Raw genomic sequence first — 21612 nt, 5'->3', positions numbered from 1 at the left:
GGTTGAGAGACAGAAAGAATTTTCAGCCTTGTTTACCGGATAACGCCGTGCGGCCCGAGAGGGCGGTGCGGCAGACAGAATCTGCCTGGCGGCTGTAGCGCGGTGGTCCCACCTGACCCCATGCCGAACTCAGAAGTGAAACGCCGTAGCGCCGATGGTAGTGTGGGGTCTCCCCATGCGAGAGTAGGGAACTGCCAGGCATCAATCAGGTGAAGAAGCCCCGTACGGAAGTACGGGGCTTCTTTACGTCCGTCGTCCGGGGAGGGCGGGGGCTGCCGGACCTCTGCGGGCTTCAGGGCAGACCTCTGCCGTCGCCTGCCGGTCATCCTCCCTGGTCCGTTTACCTTGCCTCTGCATGTAAAAGGAAAGAATATGTCGTCAGCGGCCCTTTCCTGTCTATGCCTTTTAGCCCATGCTTTGCATCAATCTCTCCAGTGAATAGCTAAACAGACTGCGATCAAACCGCGCTGTTTAAACGTGCGGTTGGCAAAACGGCCTGGATGAAACGGATGCCCACCTCTACAAAGTTCTGCTGATACTTCACAATTGTTCCGCCTGTGTTTTTAGATGCTTTAAACAACTCACATTCCATCAGCTTCCCCTGTCGTCATGCCCGCGACGGGATTTCTTTCTACCCGTTCAGCGTTCTGAGTGGCTGATATGCAGCGAAAAACGTCTTCGCACGCAAATTCCCTCTCAATCCGTTCATGATGCGGTAAACTACGGCCAGATTAACCCCGTGAAGGCCTTATCATGTCCAGCTCGTATACCTCCTTAAAAGCCGACAATACGCTCGGTCTTGATGTCAGCACACAAATTCGTATTGTCGCCGAAACACCTGAAGCCATACTTGCGGCATGGCAGATGAGCCAGCGTAACCAGCAACCCTTTTTGATCCTGGGTGAAGGCAGCAATGTACTGTTTCTTGAGGACTTCGCGGGCATTGTGGTGCTCAACCGCATCGCTGGAGTTGAAATACGCGACGAGAATGAGCGCTGGAAGCTGCATGTTGGCGCGGGTGAAAACTGGCATCAACTGGTAAAAATGACGCTGGAAAAAGGGATTTCCGGACTAGAGAACCTGGCACTTATTCCCGGTATGGTCGGCTCTGCACCCATCCAGAATATCGGCGCCTATGGCGTTGAACTGAAAGATGTCTGTGAATATGTAGACGTGCTGAATTTGCAAACCGGCGTCACTGAGCGTTTAAGCCGTGACGATTGCCAGTTTGGCTATCGCGACAGCATTTTTAAACATCAGTACCAGTCGGGCTATACGATTGTTGCCGTCGGGTTTTCATTAACCAAACAGTGGCAACCGGTGCTGACGTATGGCGATTTAAAGACGCTTAATCCGGCGACTGCGAATGCCTGGGATGTGTTTCATGCCGTTTGCCATATGCGACAGAGCAAATTACCTGACCCCAAAATAACAGGCAATGTTGGCAGTTTTTTCAAAAATCCAGTGATTAGTCGGCAGCAGGCCGAAGTATTGCTTAATCACTATCCTGCGATGCCAAATTATCCCCAACCAGAGGGTACGGTAAAACTTGCCGCAGGCTGGTTAATCGATCAGTGTCAGCTTAAAGGCTGTCGGGTTGGCGGCGCGGAAGTTCATCAGCAGCAGGCATTAGTGCTGATTAATGCCGCCAATGCCACGCCAGGCGATATCGTTGCGCTGGCAAAAAAGGTGCGCGCACGCGTAGGTGAGAAATTTGATGTCTGGCTTGAGCCTGAGGTCCGTTTTATCCGGGCACAAGGTGAATGCAATGCGGTTGAGGTGATTGCATGAAAGACCACAGCGTACCGCTAAAGCTTATTGATATCCTGTCAGATGGCGAATTTCATTCTGGTGAGCAATTAGGTGAAACGCTCGGCATGAGCCGCGCAGCAATTAATAAACATATTCAGACGTTAAAAAGCTGGGGCCTTGAAGTGTATACGGTTACCGGGAAAGGCTACAGCTTCCCTGCACCGCTTCAGTTGCTCAATGAAAAGGCGATTCTTGGTCAGCTTTCTCAGCCTGATGTCGCCGTGATACCGGTTATCGATTCGACGAACCAGTATTTACTTGAGCGTATGGATTCACTGCCTTCAGGTGCCGTTTGTGTGGCGGAATATCAGCAAGCGGGACGCGGACGACGCGGGCGGCATTGGTTTTCTCCCTTCGGTGCTAATCTTTATATGTCTATGTACTGGCGTCTGGAGCAAGGGCCTGCTGCAGCGATGGGGCTCAGCCTGGTGATTGGTATAGTGATGGCAGAGACGCTTCAGTCATTAGGTGCGGAGGATGTTCGCGTAAAATGGCCGAATGATATTTACCTCCATGACAGAAAATTAGCAGGCATCTTAGTGGAGTTAACCGGTAAAACCGGCGATGCTGCGCAGATCGTAATGGGAGCGGGCATCAATTTAGCGATGCGAAATGCCGACGCGGCGCAAATCAATCAGGGCTGGATTAATCTGCAGGAAGCGGGCGTAACGCTTGATCGTAATGACCTGGCTGCAACGTTAATCAATCGCCTGCGTGAGGCACTACCTGTTTTTGAACAGGAAGGTCTGGCACCTTTTGTCGCACGCTGGGCAGGCTTAGACAACTTTATCAACCGTCCGGTCAGGTTACTGATGGGCGAGCGGGAAGTTCACGGCATTGCACGCGGCATTGATAATCAGGGTGGTTTGCTGCTGGAACAAGAGGGCGAAATTAAATCCTGGATGGGTGGGGAAATATCGCTGCGTCCCCTTTAAAAGTCTGTAAAGCCTGCTTTTAAGGCAGGCTTTATTGTCGTAACTTATTTTCTCAGGCGGACTTTTTCAACCGCATGATTACCACTTTTGGTCATAATCAAGCTGGCTCTTTCACGTGTAGGAAGAATATTCTCTTTCAGGTTCAGCCAGTTGATCTCTTTCCACAGCGATCCCGCGATCTTGATGGCCTCATCTTCAGGTAACTGTGCATAATGATGAAAATAAGAGTCGGGATCGGTGAAAGCGCCTTGGCGAAATTTCAGAAAGCGATTGATATACCAGTGCTGTAAAAGATCTTCTTCCGCATCGACATAGATAGAAAAATCGACAAAATCAGAAACAAATACGTGGTGCGGATCGTGAGGATAATCCATTCCACTTTGAAGAACGTTTAAGCCTTCCAGAATTAAAATATCGGGTTGTTGCACCACTTTATCCCCATCCGGAATAACGTCATAAATGAGATGGGAATAAACGGGCGCCGTCACCTGCTGGGCGCCAGACTTAAGGTCTGACACAAACTTAACTAACCGATGCATATCATAAGATTGAGGAAACCCTTTTTTCTTCATGAGACCGCGCTCTTTTAGTACCGAGTTCGGATGAAGGAAGCCATCAGTTGTAATTAACTCAACCTTACGGTGCTCAGGCCAGCGGCTGAGAAGCGCCTGTAAAACGCGGGCAGTCGTACTTTTCCCCACCGCAACGCTACCAGCAATACTGATAATGTAAGGGATCTTTTGCCCGTCTGTGCCCAGAAATTGTTCCAGAACAGCCTGGCGACGCACATTCGAACTTATATAGAAATTCAGCAAGCGTGAGAGCGGCAGATAGATTTCGGCCACCTCTTCAATAGAAAGGTCTTCGTTTATCCCTTTTAACTGAGCAATTTCATCCTCTGCCAGCGTCATGGGAACGGAGTCGCGTAATGACGCCCATTGTTCACGGGTGAACTGTAAATAAGGCGTGGTGAGTGATGTCGTTTTATCCATAAGTATACATTTGACTGCAGATTCAAACCAATCTGTACATTTTCACCGAAAATTACTCGGGCACGGTAGCGTAATGAATTGCGGGTCACAGAGTTATTAACGAGAACAATGGGCTGGAGGGTACCACCAGTATAGCTTTTAAAAGAAGTAAAAAATAAACGGGGATAAGCTTTCGTCGGCGCCTCCGCAATTTTAACAAATCCTTGATCAAGAGGCTTGATCTCTGTAATTACAGCATGCGATGTGACAGGTAAATCTTCAGCCCGGTGGGTAGCACGGATCAGGGCACGTAAACGGGCCTTCGCTCATTATCGTATGGTTCACTTAGCCAGCAGCCGGTTAACGAGCGGGTCTTTCATGATAGCGCGTGCAATGAATCCGTGGCTGTCTGTTACTTTATGCCGGACGTTAAGCCGCAAATAAGGTGCGTGTCAGGCGCGTCACTGTTTTGGGGCGTGCTTTCATTCGTCAGGTCATTTGTCTGAACATCCACAAGACACTTTATTGCCTTCAGAGACCAGTCTGCACCAGGCACGGATACCTTCTGTACTCTCTTTCCCGTGACGAATAACCCTTACCACGACCCTTTCTCTGCCCTCGCATGGCGTGTCCATCAGATCAGCCCAATACTGTTGCTGCCAACATAAGGCCGCCACAGGCTTTGTGGTGTGCTTAAGCTTTTTGAGGGCCAAAGGAGAGAAGAAGCGCTTTAATCCGCCTGACCGGGTTTCTATACAGGTTGAACCGGGAGGCACAGCGCGTTCTGACAACAGAAGGGACAAACATAATGACTTTCGGCGGCGTTCCAGTTGGTCGCAGCCGTCATCGGTGCGGACAGGGTGGAATCTGCACATCAAGCATCGGGCCGTTCTCATGTGTCATGTGACTTCTCTGTTGTACGTAGGCAGTACCTGTTCATATGCAACCTCGCTCATCTTCACCGCGTCGACATCAATACACATGCACTCGCGCGCCTGTCAGGCCAGTAACCGAACAGAGCAGCGCTGTCGGCCACAGAAAGCATACAAGCAATGCCTGATTCACGCGTATTGAAAGCGGTATTGTGCCAGTGTCCATTCCCACCTCTTTAGGTGCCAGTACGTTTTCTCTGCAACCCTGTCAACTTAACATTACTCATCGCTTACCCTGTGGTGGCGTTTTTGCACAAACAAACCGATATCCACAAACAAAAACCGGCTGTCGATGGAAAACACCGGGCAATAAATAAGCAATCGAGACGAATTTTGCATGATCAGCAAAAAAAGGGGACGTGAAAAAAGCCATCCACCAAAGAATGAAATCGTGAAGACCCAATCCAGGGACAGAAGATGACGCGAAAATTTGACCAATAATTGGATGTTATTTCTGCAGAATAGGGGTAAATTGCGATGCTTTGCACAAATAGTAAGCGATAGAACAAAAACAGTGATTTTTTTGTTGCATCCTTCAGCCGACCTTCCTAGAATGCGCGTCACTTGATGCCGGCTTAGCTCAGTTGGTAGAGCAACTGACTTGTAATCAGTAGGTCACCAGTTCGATTCCGGTAGCCGGCACCATCAAGTAGGTGGGATTCCCGAGCGGCCAAAGGGAGCAGACTGTAAATCTGCCGTCACAGACTTCGAAGGTTCGAATCCTTCTCCCACCACCATCTCGACCCTCGGGTTGAGAACAGATAAACAACCTGTTTATCTGGCAGGTGAGTCACTTCTTCTCACCCTGAATTCAGATTGGGTGTAAGCTCAGTCAAAGTCAGCCAGCTTCGCTGGCAGGCTAAGAATAATAGGGGACTTCCCCTGTTATTCACAAGCTACAGAAAGAACAGGTAGCCGAGTTCCAGGATGCGGGCATCGTATAATGGCTATTACCTCAGCCTTCCAAGCTGATGATGCGGGTTCGATTCCCGCTGCCCGCTCCAGATGTGCTGATATGGCTCAGTTGGTAGAGCGCACCCTTGGTAAGGGTGAGGTCCCCAGTTCGACTCTGGGTATCAGCACCACTTCCTTTATCTCCCTCCTGATTTTCTCTGTAACTCCTTGCAGTCAGGCAATGCCTGGTTAATGTGACGATATCTTTGATATATCCGTGTCTTAGAGGGACAAGCGATGGCTAAAGAGCAATTTCAACGTAACAAACTGCACGTAAACGTGGGCACCATCGGTCACGTTGACCACGGTAAAACCACCCTGACTGCAGCAATCACCACCGTTCTGGCTAAAACCAACGGCGGCCAGGCGCGTGCGTTCGACCAGATCGACAGCACCCCTGAAGAAAAAGCACGTGGTATCACCATCAACACTGCACACGTTGAGTATGAAACCCCGTCTCGCCACTATGCACACGTTGACTGCCCGGGCCACGCCGACTATGTGAAAAACATGATCACCGGTGCTGCGCAGATGGACGGCGCGATCCTGGTTGTTGCTGCGACTGACGGCCCAATGCCGCAGACCCGTGAGCACATCCTGCTGGGTCGTCAGGTAGGCGTTCCTTACATCATCGTGTTCCTGAACAAGTGTGACATGGTTGATGACGAAGAGCTGCTGGAACTGGTTGAGATGGAAGTCCGTGACCTGCTGTCACAGTACGACTTCCCGGGCGACGATACTCCAATCGTTCGCGGTTCAGCACTGAAAGCGCTGGAAGGCAACCCAGAGTGGGAAGAGAAGATCGTTGAGCTGGCTAACCACCTGGACAACTACATCCCGGATCCGGTTCGTGCTATCGACATGCCGTTCCTGCTGCCAATCGAAGACGTATTCTCAATCTCTGGCCGTGGTACTGTAGTAACCGGTCGTGTTGAGCGCGGTGTTGTTAAAGTCGGCGACGAAGTTGAAATCGTGGGTATCAAAGATACGGCGAAATCAACCTGTACCGGTGTTGAAATGTTCCGCAAACTGCTGGACCAGGGTCAGGCAGGCGAAAACTGTGGTGTTCTGCTGCGCGGTATCAAGCGTGAAGACATCCAGCGTGGTCAGGTTCTGGCGAAGCCAGGCACCATCAAGCCACACACCAAGTTCGAGTCAGAAGTTTACGTTCTGTCTAAAGACGAAGGTGGCCGCCATACTCCGTTCTTCAAGGGCTACCGTCCACAGTTCTACTTCCGTACCACTGACGTGACCGGTTCAGTAGAGCTGCCAGAAGGCGTTGAAATGGTTATGCCAGGCGACAACATCAAAATGGTTGTTACCCTGATCCACCCAATCGCAATGGACGAAGGTCTGCGCTTCGCAATCCGCGAAGGTGGCCGTACCGTTGGCGCGGGCGTTGTTGCCAAAGTTATCGCTTAATTATCGATAATATTTGACGCAATGCACATGGAAAGGGCATCATTTGATGCCCTTTTTGTACGCTGTTTTATAGAACCTGACTCATCAGTGATTTTGCACCATAATCATTGCTGAGACAGGCTCTGTTATGCGGCGCTGGATACCGAGTTACGCCCCAAAAGCTCATTCGGTTTGGATGCCTCGCGATGCGGGGCAGAATAGTTTCTGAATTATTGTGGCAGGTTGGTTTATGAGTGCGAATACCGAAGCTCAAGGGAGCGGGCGCGGCCTCGAAGCGCTGAAATGGGTAGTGGTAGTCTTATTACTGCTTGCGGCGATCGTAGGTAACTACCTCTATCGTGATGTGACGTTACCTCTGCGTGCGTTGGCTGTTGTTATTTTGATTGCAGCAGCAGGCGGCATTGCGCTTTTAACGACCAAAGGCAAAGCGACCGTAGCCTTTGCACGTGAAGCAAGAACCGAAATGCGCAAGGTTATCTGGCCAACCCGCCAGGAGACACTGCATACCACGTTAATCGTTGCCGCGGTCACTGCCGTGATGTCACTGATTTTGTGGGGGCTGGATGGCATTCTGGTCCGTCTGGTATCGTTTATCACTGGCCTGAGGTTCTGAGATGTCTGAAGCTCCAAAAAAACGCTGGTACGTCGTGCAGGCGTTTTCCGGTTTTGAAGGCCGCGTAGCACAGTCGCTGCGTGAGCACATCAAATTGCACAACATGGAAGAGCTGTTTGGCGACGTCATGGTGCCGACTGAAGAAGTGGTCGAGATCCGTGGTGGTCAACGCCGTAAAAGCGAACGTAAATTCTTCCCAGGCTACGTTCTGGTTCAGATGGTAATGAATGATGCCAGCTGGCACCTCGTTCGCAGCGTGCCACGCGTAATGGGTTTCATCGGTGGTACTTCTGACCGCCCTGCGCCAATCAGCGATAAAGAAGTTGATGCGATCATGAACCGCCTGCAGCAGGTAGGTGACAAGCCACGTCCGAAAACGCTGTTCGAACCGGGCGAAATGGTACGCGTCAACGATGGTCCGTTTGCCGACTTTAACGGCGTGGTCGAAGATGTCGATTATGAGAAGAGTCGTCTGACTGTTTCGGTCTCCATCTTTGGACGTGCAACACCTGTCGAACTCGATTTCGGTCAGGTGGAGAAAGGCTAACCTTTCTTTCACTATTTGGCTGTTGCAGCAGGCGCGAAATTAAACTATAATTTCGCGCCTTTTGTTTTTATGCGCTGGCAACAGCGTGTAAATCGTTACCACGGGGAGCCTTTTAAAGGCGCTATAACCCAATTGAGGAATTATCATGGCTAAGAAAGTACAAGCCTACGTCAAGCTGCAGGTTGCAGCTGGTATGGCGAACCCAAGTCCACCAGTTGGTCCAGCTCTGGGTCAGCAGGGTGTTAACATCATGGAATTCTGTAAAGCGTTTAACGCCAAAACAGAATCACTGGAAAAAGGCCTGCCTACTCCAGTTGTTATCACCGTATACAGCGACCGTTCTTTCACCTTCATTACCAAAACGCCTCCGGCTGCCGTTCTGCTGAAAAAAGCAGCGGGCATCAAGTCTGGTTCTGGTAAGCCGAACAAAGATAAAGTCGGTAAAGTGACTCGTGCTCAGGTACGTGAAATCGCAGAAACTAAAGCTGCGGACATGACTGGTTCTGACGTTGAAGCGATGACTCGCTCAATCGAAGGTACTGCTCGTTCCATGGGCCTGGTAGTAGAGGACTAAGAAATGGCAAAGCTGACCAAGCGCATGAGCGTTATTCGCGACAAAGTTGACGCGACTAAGCAGTACGATATTGCTGAAGCAATCGCATTACTAAAAGAGCTGGCTACCGCTAAGTTCGTTGAAAGCGTAGACGTTGCTGTTAACCTCGGCATCGACGCTCGTAAATCTGACCAGAACGTGCGCGGCGCGACCGTTCTGCCACACGGTACAGGTCGTTCTGTACGTGTAGCCGTCTTCACCCAAGGCGCAAACGCTGAAGCTGCTAAAGCAGCTGGCGCTGAGCTGGTAGGTATGGAAGATCTGGCTGAGCAGATCAAGAAAGGCGAAATGAACTTTGACGTTGTTATTGCATCTCCAGATGCAATGCGCGTTGTTGGCCAGTTAGGTCAGGTTCTGGGTCCACGTGGCCTGATGCCAAACCCGAAAGTCGGTACTGTAACCCCGAACGTTGCTGAAGCGGTTAAGAACGCTAAAGCAGGTCAGGTTCGTTATCGTAACGACAAAAACGGCATCATCCACACTACCATCGGTAAAGTGGACTTCGATGCTGACAAACTGAAAGAAAACCTGGAATCTCTGCTGGTTGCGCTGAAAAAAGCAAAACCTGCTCAGGCGAAAGGCGTGTATATCAAGAAAGTCAGCATCTCTACCACCATGGGCGCCGGCGTTGCCGTTGACCAGGCTGGTCTGAGCGCAGCGGCAAACTAATTGCTGCTTGAAACGGGCGAAAAATTCACCTAGAATCTTACGCCCGTTGTTCTGCATTCATGCAGATGTCATTGTGAGTAAGTCAGATTGTGCGAACGCAGCGACTGAGTCAGTCGCCTGAAACACAGTAAAGTGTTCAGCAGGCCTTATAAAGGCTGTCAGTGCAGGGCAATCTGGGCCACGATGTACAGCCGAATTTTAGGTTGGAGCCAGGCCTTATCCTGGCCTCCGTCCAAGACCGCAGGAGCTGCACATTTTCGGATGTAATGCTTAATACCCTGCGTAGACGGTGACAGAACCAAAAGAATTTTTCTTTACTGGATTCTGCTCACCGTGTAATAGCGCTTATTTTCCTTCGGGCGAATAAGTGAAGTGAGTTCCGGGGAAATCCATCCCCGGTCAAATCCAGGAGCTAAAGCTAATGGCATTAAATCTTCAAGACAAACAAGCGATTGTTGCTGAAGTCAGCGAAGTAGCCAAAGGTGCGCTTTCAGCGGTTGTTGCGGATTCTCGTGGCGTTACCGTTGATAAAATGACCGAACTGCGTAAAGCAGGCCGTGAAGCTGGCGTTTACATGCGTGTTGTTCGTAACACCCTGCTGCGCCGCGTCGTTGAAGGTACTCAGTTCGAGTGCCTGAAAGACACGTTTGTTGGTCCGACCCTGATTGCATATTCTATGGAACACCCGGGCGCTGCTGCTCGTCTGTTCAAAGATTTCGCGAAAGCGAATGCAAAATTTGAGGTCAAAGCTGCAGCCTTTGAAGGTGAGCTGATCACGGCGGCCAATATTGACCGTCTGGCAACGCTGCCGACCTACGAAGAAGCACTGGCACGTCTGATGTCGACCATGAAAGAAGCCGCTGCCGGCAAACTGGTTCGCACTCTGGCTGCTGTTCGCGATGCAAAAGAAGCGGCTTAAGGCCTCTCTTTTCTTCGTACTTGCTAACGTATAAACTTTTTCTGATTCTTAGGAACAATTGTTATGTCTATCACTAAAGACCAAATTCTGGAAGCCGTTGCCGCTATGTCCGTAATGGAAGTAGTTGAGCTGGTTTCTGCTATGGAAGAAAAATTCGGCGTTTCTGCTGCTGCTGCTGTAGCTGTTGCTGCTGGCCCAGCTGAAGCTGTTGAAGAGAAAACTGAATTCGACGTTATCCTGAAAGCTGTTGGCGCGAACAAAGTTGCAGTAATCAAAGCCGTTCGTACCGCAACTGGTCTGGGCCTGAAAGAAGCCAAAGATCTGGTTGAAGCAACTGGCGTGATCAAAGAAGGCATCAGCAAAGATGACGCAGCTGCACTTGAAGCTGCTCTGAAAGAAGCTGGCGCTGAAGTTGAAGTTAAGTAAGACAACCCTCGGGTTGCAGTCTGAGTAATATCAGACTGATGGCTGGTGACTTTTTGGTCACCAGCCTTTTTGCGCTCCAGGGCCTCAATGGGGTTTCGCACTGTTTGTCCATTGTTGCTCTTCAATATCTTTCTCTATCGACGACTTAATATACTGCTTTCCTGTGCGGGTTCCCTGCCCACGCTGAAGCAATGAAATGATTTAAGCGTGATAGAAAGAGGTATTGCACACACTGCCGGGCAGTGCGTGAATCAAACAAAATCGTGTTGCATGAACTGTCCTGTCAGGACGGACAGCGTGGGTCGACTTGTCAGCTAGCTGAGGAACCCTATGGTTTACTCCTATACCGAGAAAAAACGTATTCGTAAGGATTTTGGTAAACGTCCACAAGTTTTGGACATACCTTATCTCCTTTCTATCCAGCTTGATTCGTTTCAGAAGTTTATCGAGCAAGATCCAGAAGGTCAGTACGGACTGGAAGCTGCCTTCCGCTCTGTATTCCCTATCGCGAGCTACAGCGGCAACTCTGAGTTGCAGTATGTCAGCTATCGCTTAGGTGAACCTGTCTTTGACGTGAAAGAATGTCAGATCCGTGGCGTGACCTACTCGGCACCGCTGCGCGTCAAACTGCGTCTGGTGATCTATGAGCGCGAAGCGCCAGAAGGCACAGTAAAAGACATTAAAGAACAAGAAGTCTACATGGGTGAAATTCCACTCATGACAGACAACGGTACCTTTGTTATCAACGGTACTGAGCGTGTTATCGTTTCTCAGCTGCATCGTAGTCCTGGCGTATTCTTTGACAGCGATAAGGGTAAAACCCACTCATCGGGTAAAGTGCTGTATAACGCACGTATCATTCCTTACCGTGGTTCATGGCTGGACTTCGAGTTTGACCCGAAAGACAACCTTTTCGTCCGTATTGACCGTCGTCGTAAGCTGCCGGCCAGTATCATCCTGCGCGCACTGCATTACACCACTGCTGAAATCCTCGATATCTTCTTCGAGAAAGTGGTGTATGAAATCCGTGACAACAAGCTGCAGATGGAACTGGTGCCAGAGCGCCTGCGTGGTGAAACCGCGACCTTCGATATCGAATCGAATGGCACGGTCTACGTTGAGAAAGGGCGTCGCATCACTGCGCGTCACATTCGTCAGCTCGAAAAAGACGGTATCCAGCACATTGAAGTGCCTGTTGAATATATTGCAGGCAAAGTGGTCTCTAAAGATTATATCGATGAGAACACCGGTGAACTGATTATCGCAGCGAACATGGAGCTTTCGCTGGATCTGCTGGCCAAGCTGAGCCAGGCGGGTCACAAGCGTATCGAAACGCTGTTCACCAACGATCTGGATCACGGCCCTTATATCTCCGAGACCCTGCGCGTCGACCCAACCAACGATCGCCTGAGCGCGCTGGTTGAGATTTACCGCATGATGCGTCCTGGTGAGCCACCTACGCGTGAAGCAGCAGAGAACCTGTTCGAGAACCTGTTCTTCTCTGAAGATCGTTACGATCTTTCTGCTGTCGGCCGCATGAAGTTCAACCGTTCATTGCTGCGTGATGAAATCGAAGGTTCAGGTATCCTGAGCAAAGAAGACATCATCGAAGTGATGAAAAAGCTGATCGACATCCGTAACGGTAAAGGCGAAGTGGACGATATCGACCACCTCGGTAACCGTCGTATTCGTTCAGTGGGTGAAATGGCGGAAAACCAGTTCCGCGTCGGCCTGGTCCGTGTTGAGCGTGCAGTGAAAGAGCGTCTTTCTCTGGGCGACCTCGACACATTGATGCCTCAGGACATGATCAACGCCAAGCCTATTTCGGCGGCGGTGAAAGAGTTCTTTGGTTCAAGCCAGCTGTCCCAGTTTATGGATCAGAACAACCCGTTGTCAGAGATTACGCACAAGCGTCGTATCTCTGCTCTCGGCCCGGGTGGTTTAACCCGTGAGCGTGCCGGCTTCGAAGTGCGTGACGTACACCCAACGCACTACGGTCGTGTCTGCCCAATCGAAACCCCTGAAGGTCCGAACATCGGTCTGATCAACTCCTTGTCTGTATATGCGCAGACGAACGAGTACGGTTTCCTGGAAACCCCTTATCGTCGCGTGATCGACGGTGTGGTTTCCGATGAAATTCATTACCTGTCTGCCATCGAAGAAGGTAACTATGTCATCGCTCAGGCGAATACCAACCTGTCAGAAGAAGGTGCGTTCGTTGATGACCTGGTGACCTGCCGTAGCAAAGGTGAATCGAGCCTGTTCAGCCGCGATCAGGTTGACTACATGGACGTTTCGACCCAACAGGTCGTTTCCGTCGGTGCGTCACTGATCCCGTTCCTGGAACACGATGATGCTAACCGCGCCCTGATGGGTGCGAACATGCAACGTCAGGCCGTTCCTACACTGCGTGCCGATAAGCCGCTGGTAGGGACCGGTATGGAGCGCGCGGTTGCCGTTGACTCCGGTGTTACCGCTGTGGCGAAACGTGGCGGTACCGTTCAGTACGTTGATGCATCACGTATCGTTATCAAAGTTAACGAAGACGAAATGTATCCGGGCGAAGCGGGCATCGACATCTACAACCTGACCAAATACACCCGTTCTAACCAGAACACCTGTATCAACCAGATGCCATGTGTATCTCTGGGCGAGCCAGTTGAGCGTGGTGATGTGCTGGCTGATGGTCCGTCTACCGATCTCGGTGAACTGGCGCTGGGTCAGAACATGCGCGTCGCGTTCATGCCGTGGAACGGTTACAACTTCGAAGACTCCATCTTAGTCTCCGAGCGCGTGGTGCAGGAAGATCGCTTCACGACCATCCACATTCAGGAACTGGCCTGTGTGTCTCGCGACACCAAGCTGGGGCCAGAAGAGATTACCGCTGACATCCCGAACGTGGGTGAGGCTGCACTCTCTAAACTGGATGAATCCGGTATCGTTTACATCGGTGCGGAAGTGACCGGTGGTGACATTCTGGTTGGTAAAGTGACGCCAAAAGGCGAAACCCAGCTGACACCAGAAGAGAAACTGCTGCGTGCGATCTTCGGTGAGAAAGCGTCTGATGTGAAAGACTCTTCTCTGCGCGTGCCTAACGGTGTTTCGGGTACGGTTATCGACGTTCAGGTCTTCACCCGCGATGGCGTGGAAAAAGACAAACGTGCGCTGGAAATCGAAGAGATGCAGCTGAAGCAGGCGAAGAAAGACCTGTCTGAAGAGCTGCAGATTCTGGAAGCGGGCCTGTTCAGCCGTATCCAGTCTGTCCTGATTTCTGGTGGCGTTGAAGCAGACAAACTGGACAAGCTGCCGCGTGAGCGTTGGCTGGAACTGGGTCTGACTGACGAAGCCAAGCAAAACCAGCTGGAACAGCTGGCAGAGCAGTACGACGAACTGAAGCACGAGTTTGAGAAAAAACTCGAAGGCAAGCGTCGTAAAATCACACAAGGCGATGATCTGGCACCAGGCGTGCTGAAAATCGTTAAGGTTTATCTGGCCGTTAAACGTCAGATTCAGCCTGGTGATAAGATGGCAGGTCGTCACGGTAACAAAGGTGTTATCTCGAAGATCAACCCAATCGAAGACATGCCTTACGATGAGAACGGTACGCCGGTCGATATCGTACTGAACCCGCTGGGCGTACCTTCACGTATGAACATCGGTCAGATCCTTGAGACGCACTTAGGGATGGCAGCGAAAGGTATCGGCGAGAAAATTAACGCGATGCTGAAGAAGCAGGAAGAAGTCGCCAAACTGCGCGAATTCATCCAGCGTGCTTACGATCTGGGCACAGATGTGCGTCAGAAAGTTGACCTGAATACCTTTAGTGATGACGAAGTTCTGCGTCTGGCTGAAAACCTGAAAAAAGGTATGCCGATCGCCACGCCGGTGTTTGATGGTGCGAAAGAGAGCGAAATCAAAGAGCTGTTAGAGCTCGGCGGTCTGCCTTCTTCCGGTCAGATTACCCTGTTTGATGGTCGCACTGGTGAGCAGTTCGAACGTCAGGTAACCGTTGGTTATATGTACATGCTGAAACTCAACCACCTGGTTGATGACAAGATGCACGCACGTTCTACCGGTTCCTACAGCCTCGTTACTCAGCAGCCGCTGGGTGGTAAGGCACAGTTCGGTGGTCAGCGCTTCGGTGAGATGGAAGTATGGGCACTGGAAGCATACGGTGCGGCATATACCCTCCAGGAAATGCTTACCGTTAAGTCTGATGACGTTAACGGCCGTACCAAGATGTATAAGAACATCGTGGATGGCAACCATCAGATGGAACCTGGCATGCCAGAATCGTTCAACGTACTGTTGAAAGAGATTCGCTCGCTGGGTATCAACATCGAGCTGGAAGACGAGTAACCCTCAGTAGCGGGCTTCGGCCTGTAAGCGCAGGGTTAACGCGCTCGCATTTGTACTGGTTATGGGGCGTTCAATTTCGGTTGGACGCCCCTGAGTCTCACTCCGACGGGAGCTAATCCGTGAAAGACTTACTTAAGTTTCTGAAAGCGCAAACTAAGACCGAAGAGTTTGATGCGATCAAAATTGCGCTGGCTTCGCCAGACATGATCCGTTCATGGTCTTTTGGTGAAGTTAAAAAGCCGGAAACCATTAACTACCGTACCTTCAAGCCAGAGCGTGACGGTCTTTTCTGTGCCCGTATTTTTGGACCGGTAAAAGATTACGAATGCCTGTGCGGTAAGTACAAGCGTTTAAAACATCGTGGCGTAATCTGCGAGAAGTGTGGCGTAGAAGTTACACAGACCAAAGTACGTCGTGAGCGCATGGGCCACATTGAGCTGGCATCACCGACTGCGCACATTTGGTTCCTGAAATCACTGCCATCGCGTATCGGCTTGCTGCTGGATATGCCGCTGCGTGATATCGAGCGCGTGCTGTACTTCGAATCTTATGTTGTGATCGAAGGCGGCATGACTAACCTGGAAAAACGTCAGATTCTGACGGAAGAGCAGTACCTTGACGCGCTGGAAGAGTTCGGTGACGAATTCGACGCGAAGATGGGTGCAGAAGCTATCCAGGCGCTGCTGAAAAATATGGATCTGGAGCAAGAGTGCGAGCAGCTGCGTGAAGAGCTGAACGAAACCAACTCCGAGACCAAGCGTAAAAAACTGACCAAGCGTATCAAGCTGCTGGAAGCGTTCGTTCAGTCTGGTAATAAGCCAGAGTGGATGATCCTGACCGTTCTGCCGGTTCTGCCGCCTGATCTGCGTCCGCTGGTACCGCTGGATGGTGGTCGTTTCGCTACGTCGGATCTGAACGATCTGTATCGTCGCGTGATCAACCGTAACAATCGTCTGAAACGCCTGCTGGATCTGGCTGCGCCAGATATCATCGTACGTAACGAAAAACGTATGCTGCAGGAAGCGGTTGATGCCCTGCTGGATAACGGTCGTCGCGGTCGTGCGATCACCGGTTCTAACAAGCGTCCTCTGAAATCTTTGGCCGATATGATCAAAGGTAAGCAGGGTCGTTTCCGTCAGAACCTGCTCGGTAAGCGTGTCGACTACTCCGGTCGTTCTGTTATTACCGTTGGTCCATACCTGCGTCTGCATCAGTGCGGTCTGCCGAAGAAAATGGCACTGGAGCTGTTCAAACCGTTCATCTACGGCAAGCTGGAACTGCGTGGCCTGGCCACCACCATCAAAGCCGCGAAGAAGATGGTTGAGCGTGAAGAAGCTGTCGTTTGGGATATCCTGGACGAAGTCATCCGCGAACACCCGGTCCTGCTGAACCGTGCACCAACGCTGCACCGTTTAGGTATCCAGGCCTTTGAACCGGTTCTGATCGAAGGTAAAGCCATCCAGCTTCACCCGCTGGTTTGTGCGGCCTATAACGCCGACTTCGATGGTGACCAGATGGCTGTTCACGTACCGCTGACGCTGGAAGCCCAGCTGGAAGCGCGTGCGCTGATGATGTCGACCAACAACATTCTGTCACCGGCGAACGGCGAGCCAATCATCGTTCCTTCACAGGACGTTGTACTGGGTCTGTACTACATGACCCGCGACAAAGTGAATGCCAAAGGTGAAGGCATGGTGCTGACCGGCCCGAAAGAAGCTGAGCGTGTTTATCGCGCTGGCCTGGCCGAGCTGCATGCGCGCGTTAAAGTGCGTATCACTGAGTACAGCAAAAACGAGCAGGATGAGTTCGTTGCGAAAACCAGCTTGATCGACACCACCATTGGTCGTTCGATTCTGTGGATGATCGTACCGAAAGGTCTGCCTTTCTCCATCGTCAACCAGGCGCTGGGTAAAAAGGCTATCTCTAAAATGCTGAACACCTGTTATCGCATTTTGGGCCTGAAGCCGACCGTTATCTTTGCTGACCAGACCATGTACACCGGTTTCGCCTACGCCGCCCGTTCAGGTGCGTCTGTTGGTATCGACGACATGGTTATCCCAGCCAAGAAAGTGGAAATCATCTCTGAAGCCGAAGCCGAAGTGGCCGAAATTCAGGAACAGTTCCAGTCTGGACTGGTTACCGCCGGCGAACGTTATAACAAAGTCATCGATATCTGGGCTGCCGCGAACGAGCGCGTAGCGAAGGCGATGATGGAAAACCTCTCAACCGAGACTGTGATTAACCGTGACGGCGAAGAAGAGAAACAGGTTTCCTTTAACAGCATCTTTATGATGGCCGACTCCGGTGCGCGTGGTTCTGCTGCACAGATTCGTCAGCTGGCCGGTATGCGTGGTCTGATGGCTAAGCCAGATGGCTCCATCATTGAAACGCCTATCACCGCGAACTTCCGTGAAGGTCTGAACGTACTTCAGTACTTCATCTCGACGCACGGTGCACGTAAAGGTCTGGCAGATACCGCACTGAAAACCGCGAACTCCGGTTATCTGACGCGTCGTCTGGTTGACGTTGCGCAGGACCTGGTTGTCACCGAAGACGACTGTGGTACACACGAAGGCATCATGATGACGCCAGTCATCGAAGGTGGCGACGTGAAAGAGCCACTGCGTGAGCGCGTTCTGGGCCGTGTAACGGCAGAAGACGTTCTGAAGCCTGGCACGGCTGATATTCTGGTTCCACGTAACACACTGCTCGATGAGCACTGGTGTGACGTGCTGGAACTGAACTCAGTCGACAGCGTGAAGGTGCGTTCGGTTGTAGGTTGTGAAACCGACTTTGGTGTGTGTGCGCATTGCTATGGTCGCGACCTGGCACGTGGTCACATCATCAACAAAGGCGAAGCAATCGGTGTTATCGCGGCACAGTCAATCGGTGAGCCGGGTACACAGCTGACGATGCGTACGTTCCACATCGGTGGTGCGGCATCTCGTGCGGCAGCTGAATCCAGCATTCAGGTGAAGAACAAAGGTACCATCAAGCTGACCAATGCTAAGTCGGTAACGAACTCAGCAGGCAAGCTGGTGATCACCTCGCGTAACGTTGAACTGAAAATGATCGACGAATTTGGCCGTACGAAAGAGAGCTATAAAGTTCCTTACGGTGCGACCATGGCGAAAGGTGATGGTGAGCAGGTTGCTGCGGGTGAAACCGTTGCAAACTGGGATCCGCATACCATGCCAGTTATCACAGAAGTGGGCGGTTTCATTCGCTTCACCGACATGATCGACGGTCAGACCATTACGCGTCAGACTGATGACTTAACAGGTCTGTCATCGCTGGTGGTTCTGGACTCTGCAGAACGTACCTCAGGTGGTAAAGATCTGCGTCCGGCACTGAAAATCGTTGATGCCAACGGCAATGATGTTCTGATCCCAGGTACCGATATGCCTGCTCAGTACTTCCTGCCAGGTAAAGCGATTGTACAGCTGGAAGATGGCGTGAAGATCAGCTCGGGTGATACCCTGGCGCGTGTTCCGCAGGAATCTGGCGGTACCAAGGATATTACCGGTGGTCTGCCACGCGTTGCTGACCTGTTCGAAGCGCGTCGTCCGAAAGAGCCAGCAATCCTGGCGGAGATCAGCGGCATCATCTCCTTCGGTAAAGAAACCAAAGGTAAGCGTCGTCTGGTGATTACACCGCTGGATGGTAGCGATCCGTACGAAGAGATGATTCCGAAATGGCGTCAGCTGAACGTGTTCGAAGGTGAACGTGTTGAGCGCGGTGACGTGGTTTCCGATGGTCCAGAGTCACCACATGACATCCTGCGTTTACGTGGCGTACATGCGGTTACCCGTTACATCACTAACGAAGTGCAGGAAGTTTACCGTCTGCAAGGCGTTAAGATTAACGATAAGCACATCGAAGTCATCGTTCGTCAGATGCTGCGTAAAGCTACTATCATGAGCGCGGGCAGCACCGAGTTCCTGGAAGGTGAGCAGGCTGAATTCTCTCGCATCAAGATCTCTAACCGTGAACTTGAAGCGAACGGAAAAGTTGGCGCAACCTTCGTACGTGACCTGCTGGGTATCACTAAAGCGTCACTGGCAACCGAATCGTTCATCTCTGCAGCATCGTTCCAGGAAACTACACGTGTCCTGACTGAAGCGGCAGTAGCAGGCAAGCGCGACGAACTGCGCGGTCTGAAAGAGAACGTGATCGTGGGTCGTTTGATCCCGGCCGGTACCGGTTACGCTTATCACCAGGATCGTATGCGTCGTCGTGCGGCAGGCGAAGTGCCAGCTGCACCGCAGGTGACTGCTGACGAAGCATCCGCAAGCCTGGCGGAGTTACTGAACGCGGGTCTTGGCGGTAACAACGACGAGTAATCGTCAAACGCCTGATAAAAAACCCTGCTCCGGCAGGGTTTTTTTTTGCCTGCGAGATCAGGCTGTCTTATACAGGCGGCACCGGCATTCATAACGCGTGCTGTCGTGAAGAGTGTTTTCCGAAGTCCGTCCTGTTAACGAAATCGACTCACGCCTGTTTGCAGGCGAGCCGTAATTAAAAGCGTTTGTTGATATCGCTTCTCTTTAACCCGATATCTTTCAGCGCACTGTCGCTCAGTCTGCATAAAATCACGCGGGTTTCGCGCCGACACTGCCAGCGACGAAAATGATGCCAGATAAAGCGAAACAGGCTGAGTGAAACTGCAAAGGGTTTAGCGCTACGATTTTCCTCATATCCCATGATCCTGCCCTCAGTAAGTAACCTGAGAAATATTTTCATGCAGATACAATTTCCAATACAGATGCACCTGAAGCAATTATTTAACATACAGATTGCCGTCAGCGTGGACTGAATGGTAGAAATACAGGCTGTCTGTACTGTTTTGTCGGGTCATCAACCTGGCTGAGGTCGATCATGACGCGCTATCAACATTTAGCCACATTGCTAGAAAAACGTATTGAACAGGGGTTGTACCAAAGTGGCGAACGCCTGCCCTCCGTTCGGAGTTTGAGCGTCGAACATGGTGTCAGCATCAGCACGGTACAGCAGGCCTATTATCTGCTGGAGCAGAAACAGCTGATTATTCCGCAGGCGCGTTCCGGGTATTTTGTGGCGCCGCATAAGGCGATGCCGCCCGTTCCGGCCTTGACGCGTCCGGCGCAACATCCGGTGGAAATTACCCAGTGGGACGCGGTGCTTGACCTGCTTAACAGCCGCCGGGAACAGGATGTACTGCAACTGGGCAGCGGTATGCCGGATTTAACGCAGTCCACACTGAAACCTCTGTGGAAGGCGTTTAGCCGTCAGGCGCAGCAGCAGGAAAGCACGCTGCTGAATTACGACAACCTTTACGGTGTCGCCCGGCTGAGAGAACAAATTGCCCGGTTGATGATCGACAGCGGCTGCCAGCTGACCTCAGAAGATATTGTGATTACCACAGGCTGCCACGAAGCGCTGTCAGTGTCCGTGCGCGCAGTATGCCAGCCCGGCGATATCATTGCGGTCGAATCGCCGTCATTTCACGGCATCATGCAGACATTACGTGGGTTCGGTATTCGGGCCATTGAGATTCCGACCGATTCTGTAACGGGAATCAGCCTTGAAGCGCTGGAACTGGCCTTTGATCAGTGGCCGATCAAAGCGGTCGTCGTCGTCCCTAACTGCAACAATCCTCTTGGCTTTATCATGCCCGAAAAGCGCAAGCGCGCGCTGCTGAGTCTGGTACAGCGTTTTGATGCGGCGATCATTGAAGACGATGTTTATGGTGAGCTGGCCTGGGAGTACCCGCGGCCTTCATCCATTAAATCTCTGGATACAGAAGGACGCGTATTGCTGTGCAGCTCGTTTTCCAAAACGCTGGCACCGGGTTTACGTGTGGGCTGGGTGGCGCCCGGACGCTTCCGCGATCGTGTTTTGCATATGAAATACATTGTGACAGGTTCTACCGCCACTCAGCCTCAGCATGCCGTAGCTGACTTTATCCAGCAGGGCCATTACCAGACGCATCTTCGGCGGATGCGCCAGGTTTACCAGCGCAATTACGACACCTTTTCCTGCTGGGTACGGCATTACTTCCCTTGCGGTATCTGCGTCACGCGGCCTCAGGGCGGTTTTTTGATGTGGATTGAATTACCTGAGGCATTTGATGCGGTGCAGCTCAACCACGAATTACGCAAATCAGGGATCCAGATTGCCGTAGGCTCGCTTTTTTCGGCCTCCGGAAAGTACCGTAACTGTCTGCGCCTGAATTACGCCTTGCCCGCAAGCGGTAAGATTGAACAGGCACTGGCCTTGACCGGTAAGGCTGTCGAGCGGGCGATGGCCGCCTGTGCGCATCAGTCGTCGGCTGACCTGTCCGCCGTTATCGATATCATCGCTTCAGGTGGTGAGAAGCAGGGCCAGAAAGAGGAGGGAACTGGCCCTGGTCAGGCCATCCCGGCCGGACGCCAGTGACTTTAAAGGACAGAAAAAAGCTG

Annotated in this window: 15 protein-coding genes, 4 tRNA genes and 1 rRNA gene; 17 read left to right on the top strand and 3 right to left on the bottom strand. The window is 51.6% G+C overall.

Annotated elements, in window-relative coordinates; translation table 11 throughout:
• The first annotated feature begins 84 nt into the window (after window positions 1–84).
• Window positions 85–200: ribosomal RNA gene (gene rrf / locus C1N59_RS19690) — 5S ribosomal RNA — on the top strand.
• Between the two features lie 257 nt (window positions 201–457).
• On the opposite strand, the gene C1N59_RS19685 is transcribed toward rrf, so the two are convergent.
• Window positions 458–592: a hypothetical protein gene (locus C1N59_RS19685; protein ID WP_394550113.1), complete on the bottom strand. Its 135-nt coding sequence runs from the start codon at window positions 590–592 to the stop codon at window positions 458–460.
• A 161-nt stretch (window positions 593–753) separates the two neighbouring features.
• Between C1N59_RS19685 and murB the strand changes: the two genes are divergently transcribed.
• Window positions 754–1791: a UDP-N-acetylmuramate dehydrogenase gene (murB, locus tag C1N59_RS19680; RefSeq protein WP_324020643.1), complete on the top strand. Its 1038-nt coding sequence runs from the start codon at window positions 754–756 to the stop codon at window positions 1789–1791.
• Window positions 1788–2747: a bifunctional biotin--[acetyl-CoA-carboxylase] ligase/biotin operon repressor BirA gene (gene birA, locus C1N59_RS19675; RefSeq protein ID WP_375097300.1), complete on the top strand. Its 960-nt coding sequence runs from the start codon at window positions 1788–1790 to the stop codon at window positions 2745–2747. Before murB ends, birA begins: the two co-directional genes overlap by 4 nt.
• Window positions 2748–2791: 44 nt before the next feature.
• On the opposite strand, the gene coaA is transcribed toward birA, so the two are convergent.
• Window positions 2792–3739, bottom strand: a complete 948-nt coding sequence (gene coaA, locus C1N59_RS19670; protein ID WP_006121491.1) for a type I pantothenate kinase — start codon at window positions 3737–3739, stop codon at window positions 2792–2794.
• A 1480-nt stretch (window positions 3740–5219) separates the two neighbouring features.
• Here coaA and C1N59_RS19665 point away from each other — a divergent pair.
• The 13 genes from C1N59_RS19665 to rpoC all read left to right on the top strand — a co-directional run bounded on the left by C1N59_RS19665 (window position 5220) and on the right by rpoC (window position 19515).
• Window positions 5220–5295, top strand: a tRNA-Thr gene (locus tag C1N59_RS19665).
• 7 nt (window positions 5296–5302) lie between these two features.
• Window positions 5303–5387: transfer RNA gene (locus C1N59_RS19660), tRNA-Tyr, on the top strand.
• A gap of 192 nt (window positions 5388–5579) precedes the next feature.
• Window positions 5580–5654, top strand: a tRNA-Gly gene (locus tag C1N59_RS19655).
• Window positions 5655–5659: 5 nt separating this feature from the next.
• A tRNA-Thr gene (locus C1N59_RS19650) sits at window positions 5660–5735 on the top strand.
• 106 nt (window positions 5736–5841) lie between these two features.
• Window positions 5842–7026, top strand: coding sequence for an elongation factor Tu (gene tuf, locus C1N59_RS19645; RefSeq protein ID WP_006120578.1), 1185 nt, complete (start codon window positions 5842–5844; stop codon window positions 7024–7026).
• A gap of 229 nt (window positions 7027–7255) precedes the next feature.
• Window positions 7256–7639, top strand: a complete 384-nt coding sequence (gene secE, locus C1N59_RS19640) for a preprotein translocase subunit SecE (RefSeq protein ID WP_006121494.1) — start codon at window positions 7256–7258, stop codon at window positions 7637–7639.
• 1 nt (window position 7640) lies between these two features.
• Window positions 7641–8186 carry a transcription termination/antitermination protein NusG gene (gene nusG, locus C1N59_RS19635; protein WP_003848088.1) on the top strand — a complete coding sequence of 182 codons (546 nt, stop codon included), beginning with the start codon at window positions 7641–7643 and terminating at the stop codon, window positions 8184–8186.
• 145 nt (window positions 8187–8331) lie between these two features.
• Entirely contained in the window at window positions 8332–8760 is a 429-nt protein-coding gene (gene rplK / locus C1N59_RS19630; RefSeq protein WP_006121495.1) for a 50S ribosomal protein L11, read from the top strand.
• 3 nt (window positions 8761–8763) lie between these two features.
• Entirely contained in the window at window positions 8764–9468 is a 705-nt protein-coding gene (rplA, locus tag C1N59_RS19625; protein WP_006121496.1) for a 50S ribosomal protein L1, read from the top strand.
• A 421-nt stretch (window positions 9469–9889) separates the two neighbouring features.
• Window positions 9890–10387 carry a 50S ribosomal protein L10 gene (rplJ, locus tag C1N59_RS19620; protein WP_003848098.1) on the top strand — a complete coding sequence of 166 codons (498 nt, stop codon included), beginning with the start codon at window positions 9890–9892 and terminating at the stop codon, window positions 10385–10387.
• Window positions 10388–10450: 63 nt separating this feature from the next.
• Window positions 10451–10813 (top strand): 50S ribosomal protein L7/L12, encoded by a 363-nt coding sequence (rplL, locus tag C1N59_RS19615; RefSeq protein WP_006121499.1) that lies wholly within the window; start codon window positions 10451–10453, stop codon window positions 10811–10813.
• A 330-nt stretch (window positions 10814–11143) separates the two neighbouring features.
• On the top strand, window positions 11144–15172 hold the full coding sequence (rpoB, locus tag C1N59_RS19610) for a DNA-directed RNA polymerase subunit beta (RefSeq protein WP_033737970.1): 4029 nt from the start codon (window positions 11144–11146) through the stop codon (window positions 15170–15172).
• A gap of 119 nt (window positions 15173–15291) precedes the next feature.
• The gene (rpoC, locus tag C1N59_RS19605) at window positions 15292–19515 is read left to right on the top strand and encodes a DNA-directed RNA polymerase subunit beta' (RefSeq protein WP_033737967.1); all 4224 of its coding nucleotides are present in this window, start codon (window positions 15292–15294) and stop codon (window positions 19513–19515) included.
• Window positions 19516–19690: 175 nt separating this feature from the next.
• Here the strand turns inward: rpoC and C1N59_RS19600 are convergent, their stop codons facing one another.
• On the bottom strand, window positions 19691–19876 hold the full coding sequence (locus tag C1N59_RS19600) for a DUF1127 domain-containing protein (protein WP_394550112.1): 186 nt from the start codon (window positions 19874–19876) through the stop codon (window positions 19691–19693).
• A gap of 174 nt (window positions 19877–20050) precedes the next feature.
• Between C1N59_RS19600 and C1N59_RS19595 the strand changes: the two genes are divergently transcribed.
• Complete coding sequence (locus tag C1N59_RS19595) at window positions 20051–21589, top strand: aminotransferase-like domain-containing protein (RefSeq protein WP_394550111.1); 1539 nt, start codon at window positions 20051–20053, stop codon at window positions 21587–21589.
• Window positions 21590–21612: the final 23 nt, after the last annotated feature.

Source organism: Pantoea sp. SGAir0183, assembly GCF_043545505.1.
This window is presented reverse-complemented; position numbering and strand designations above follow the sequence as displayed.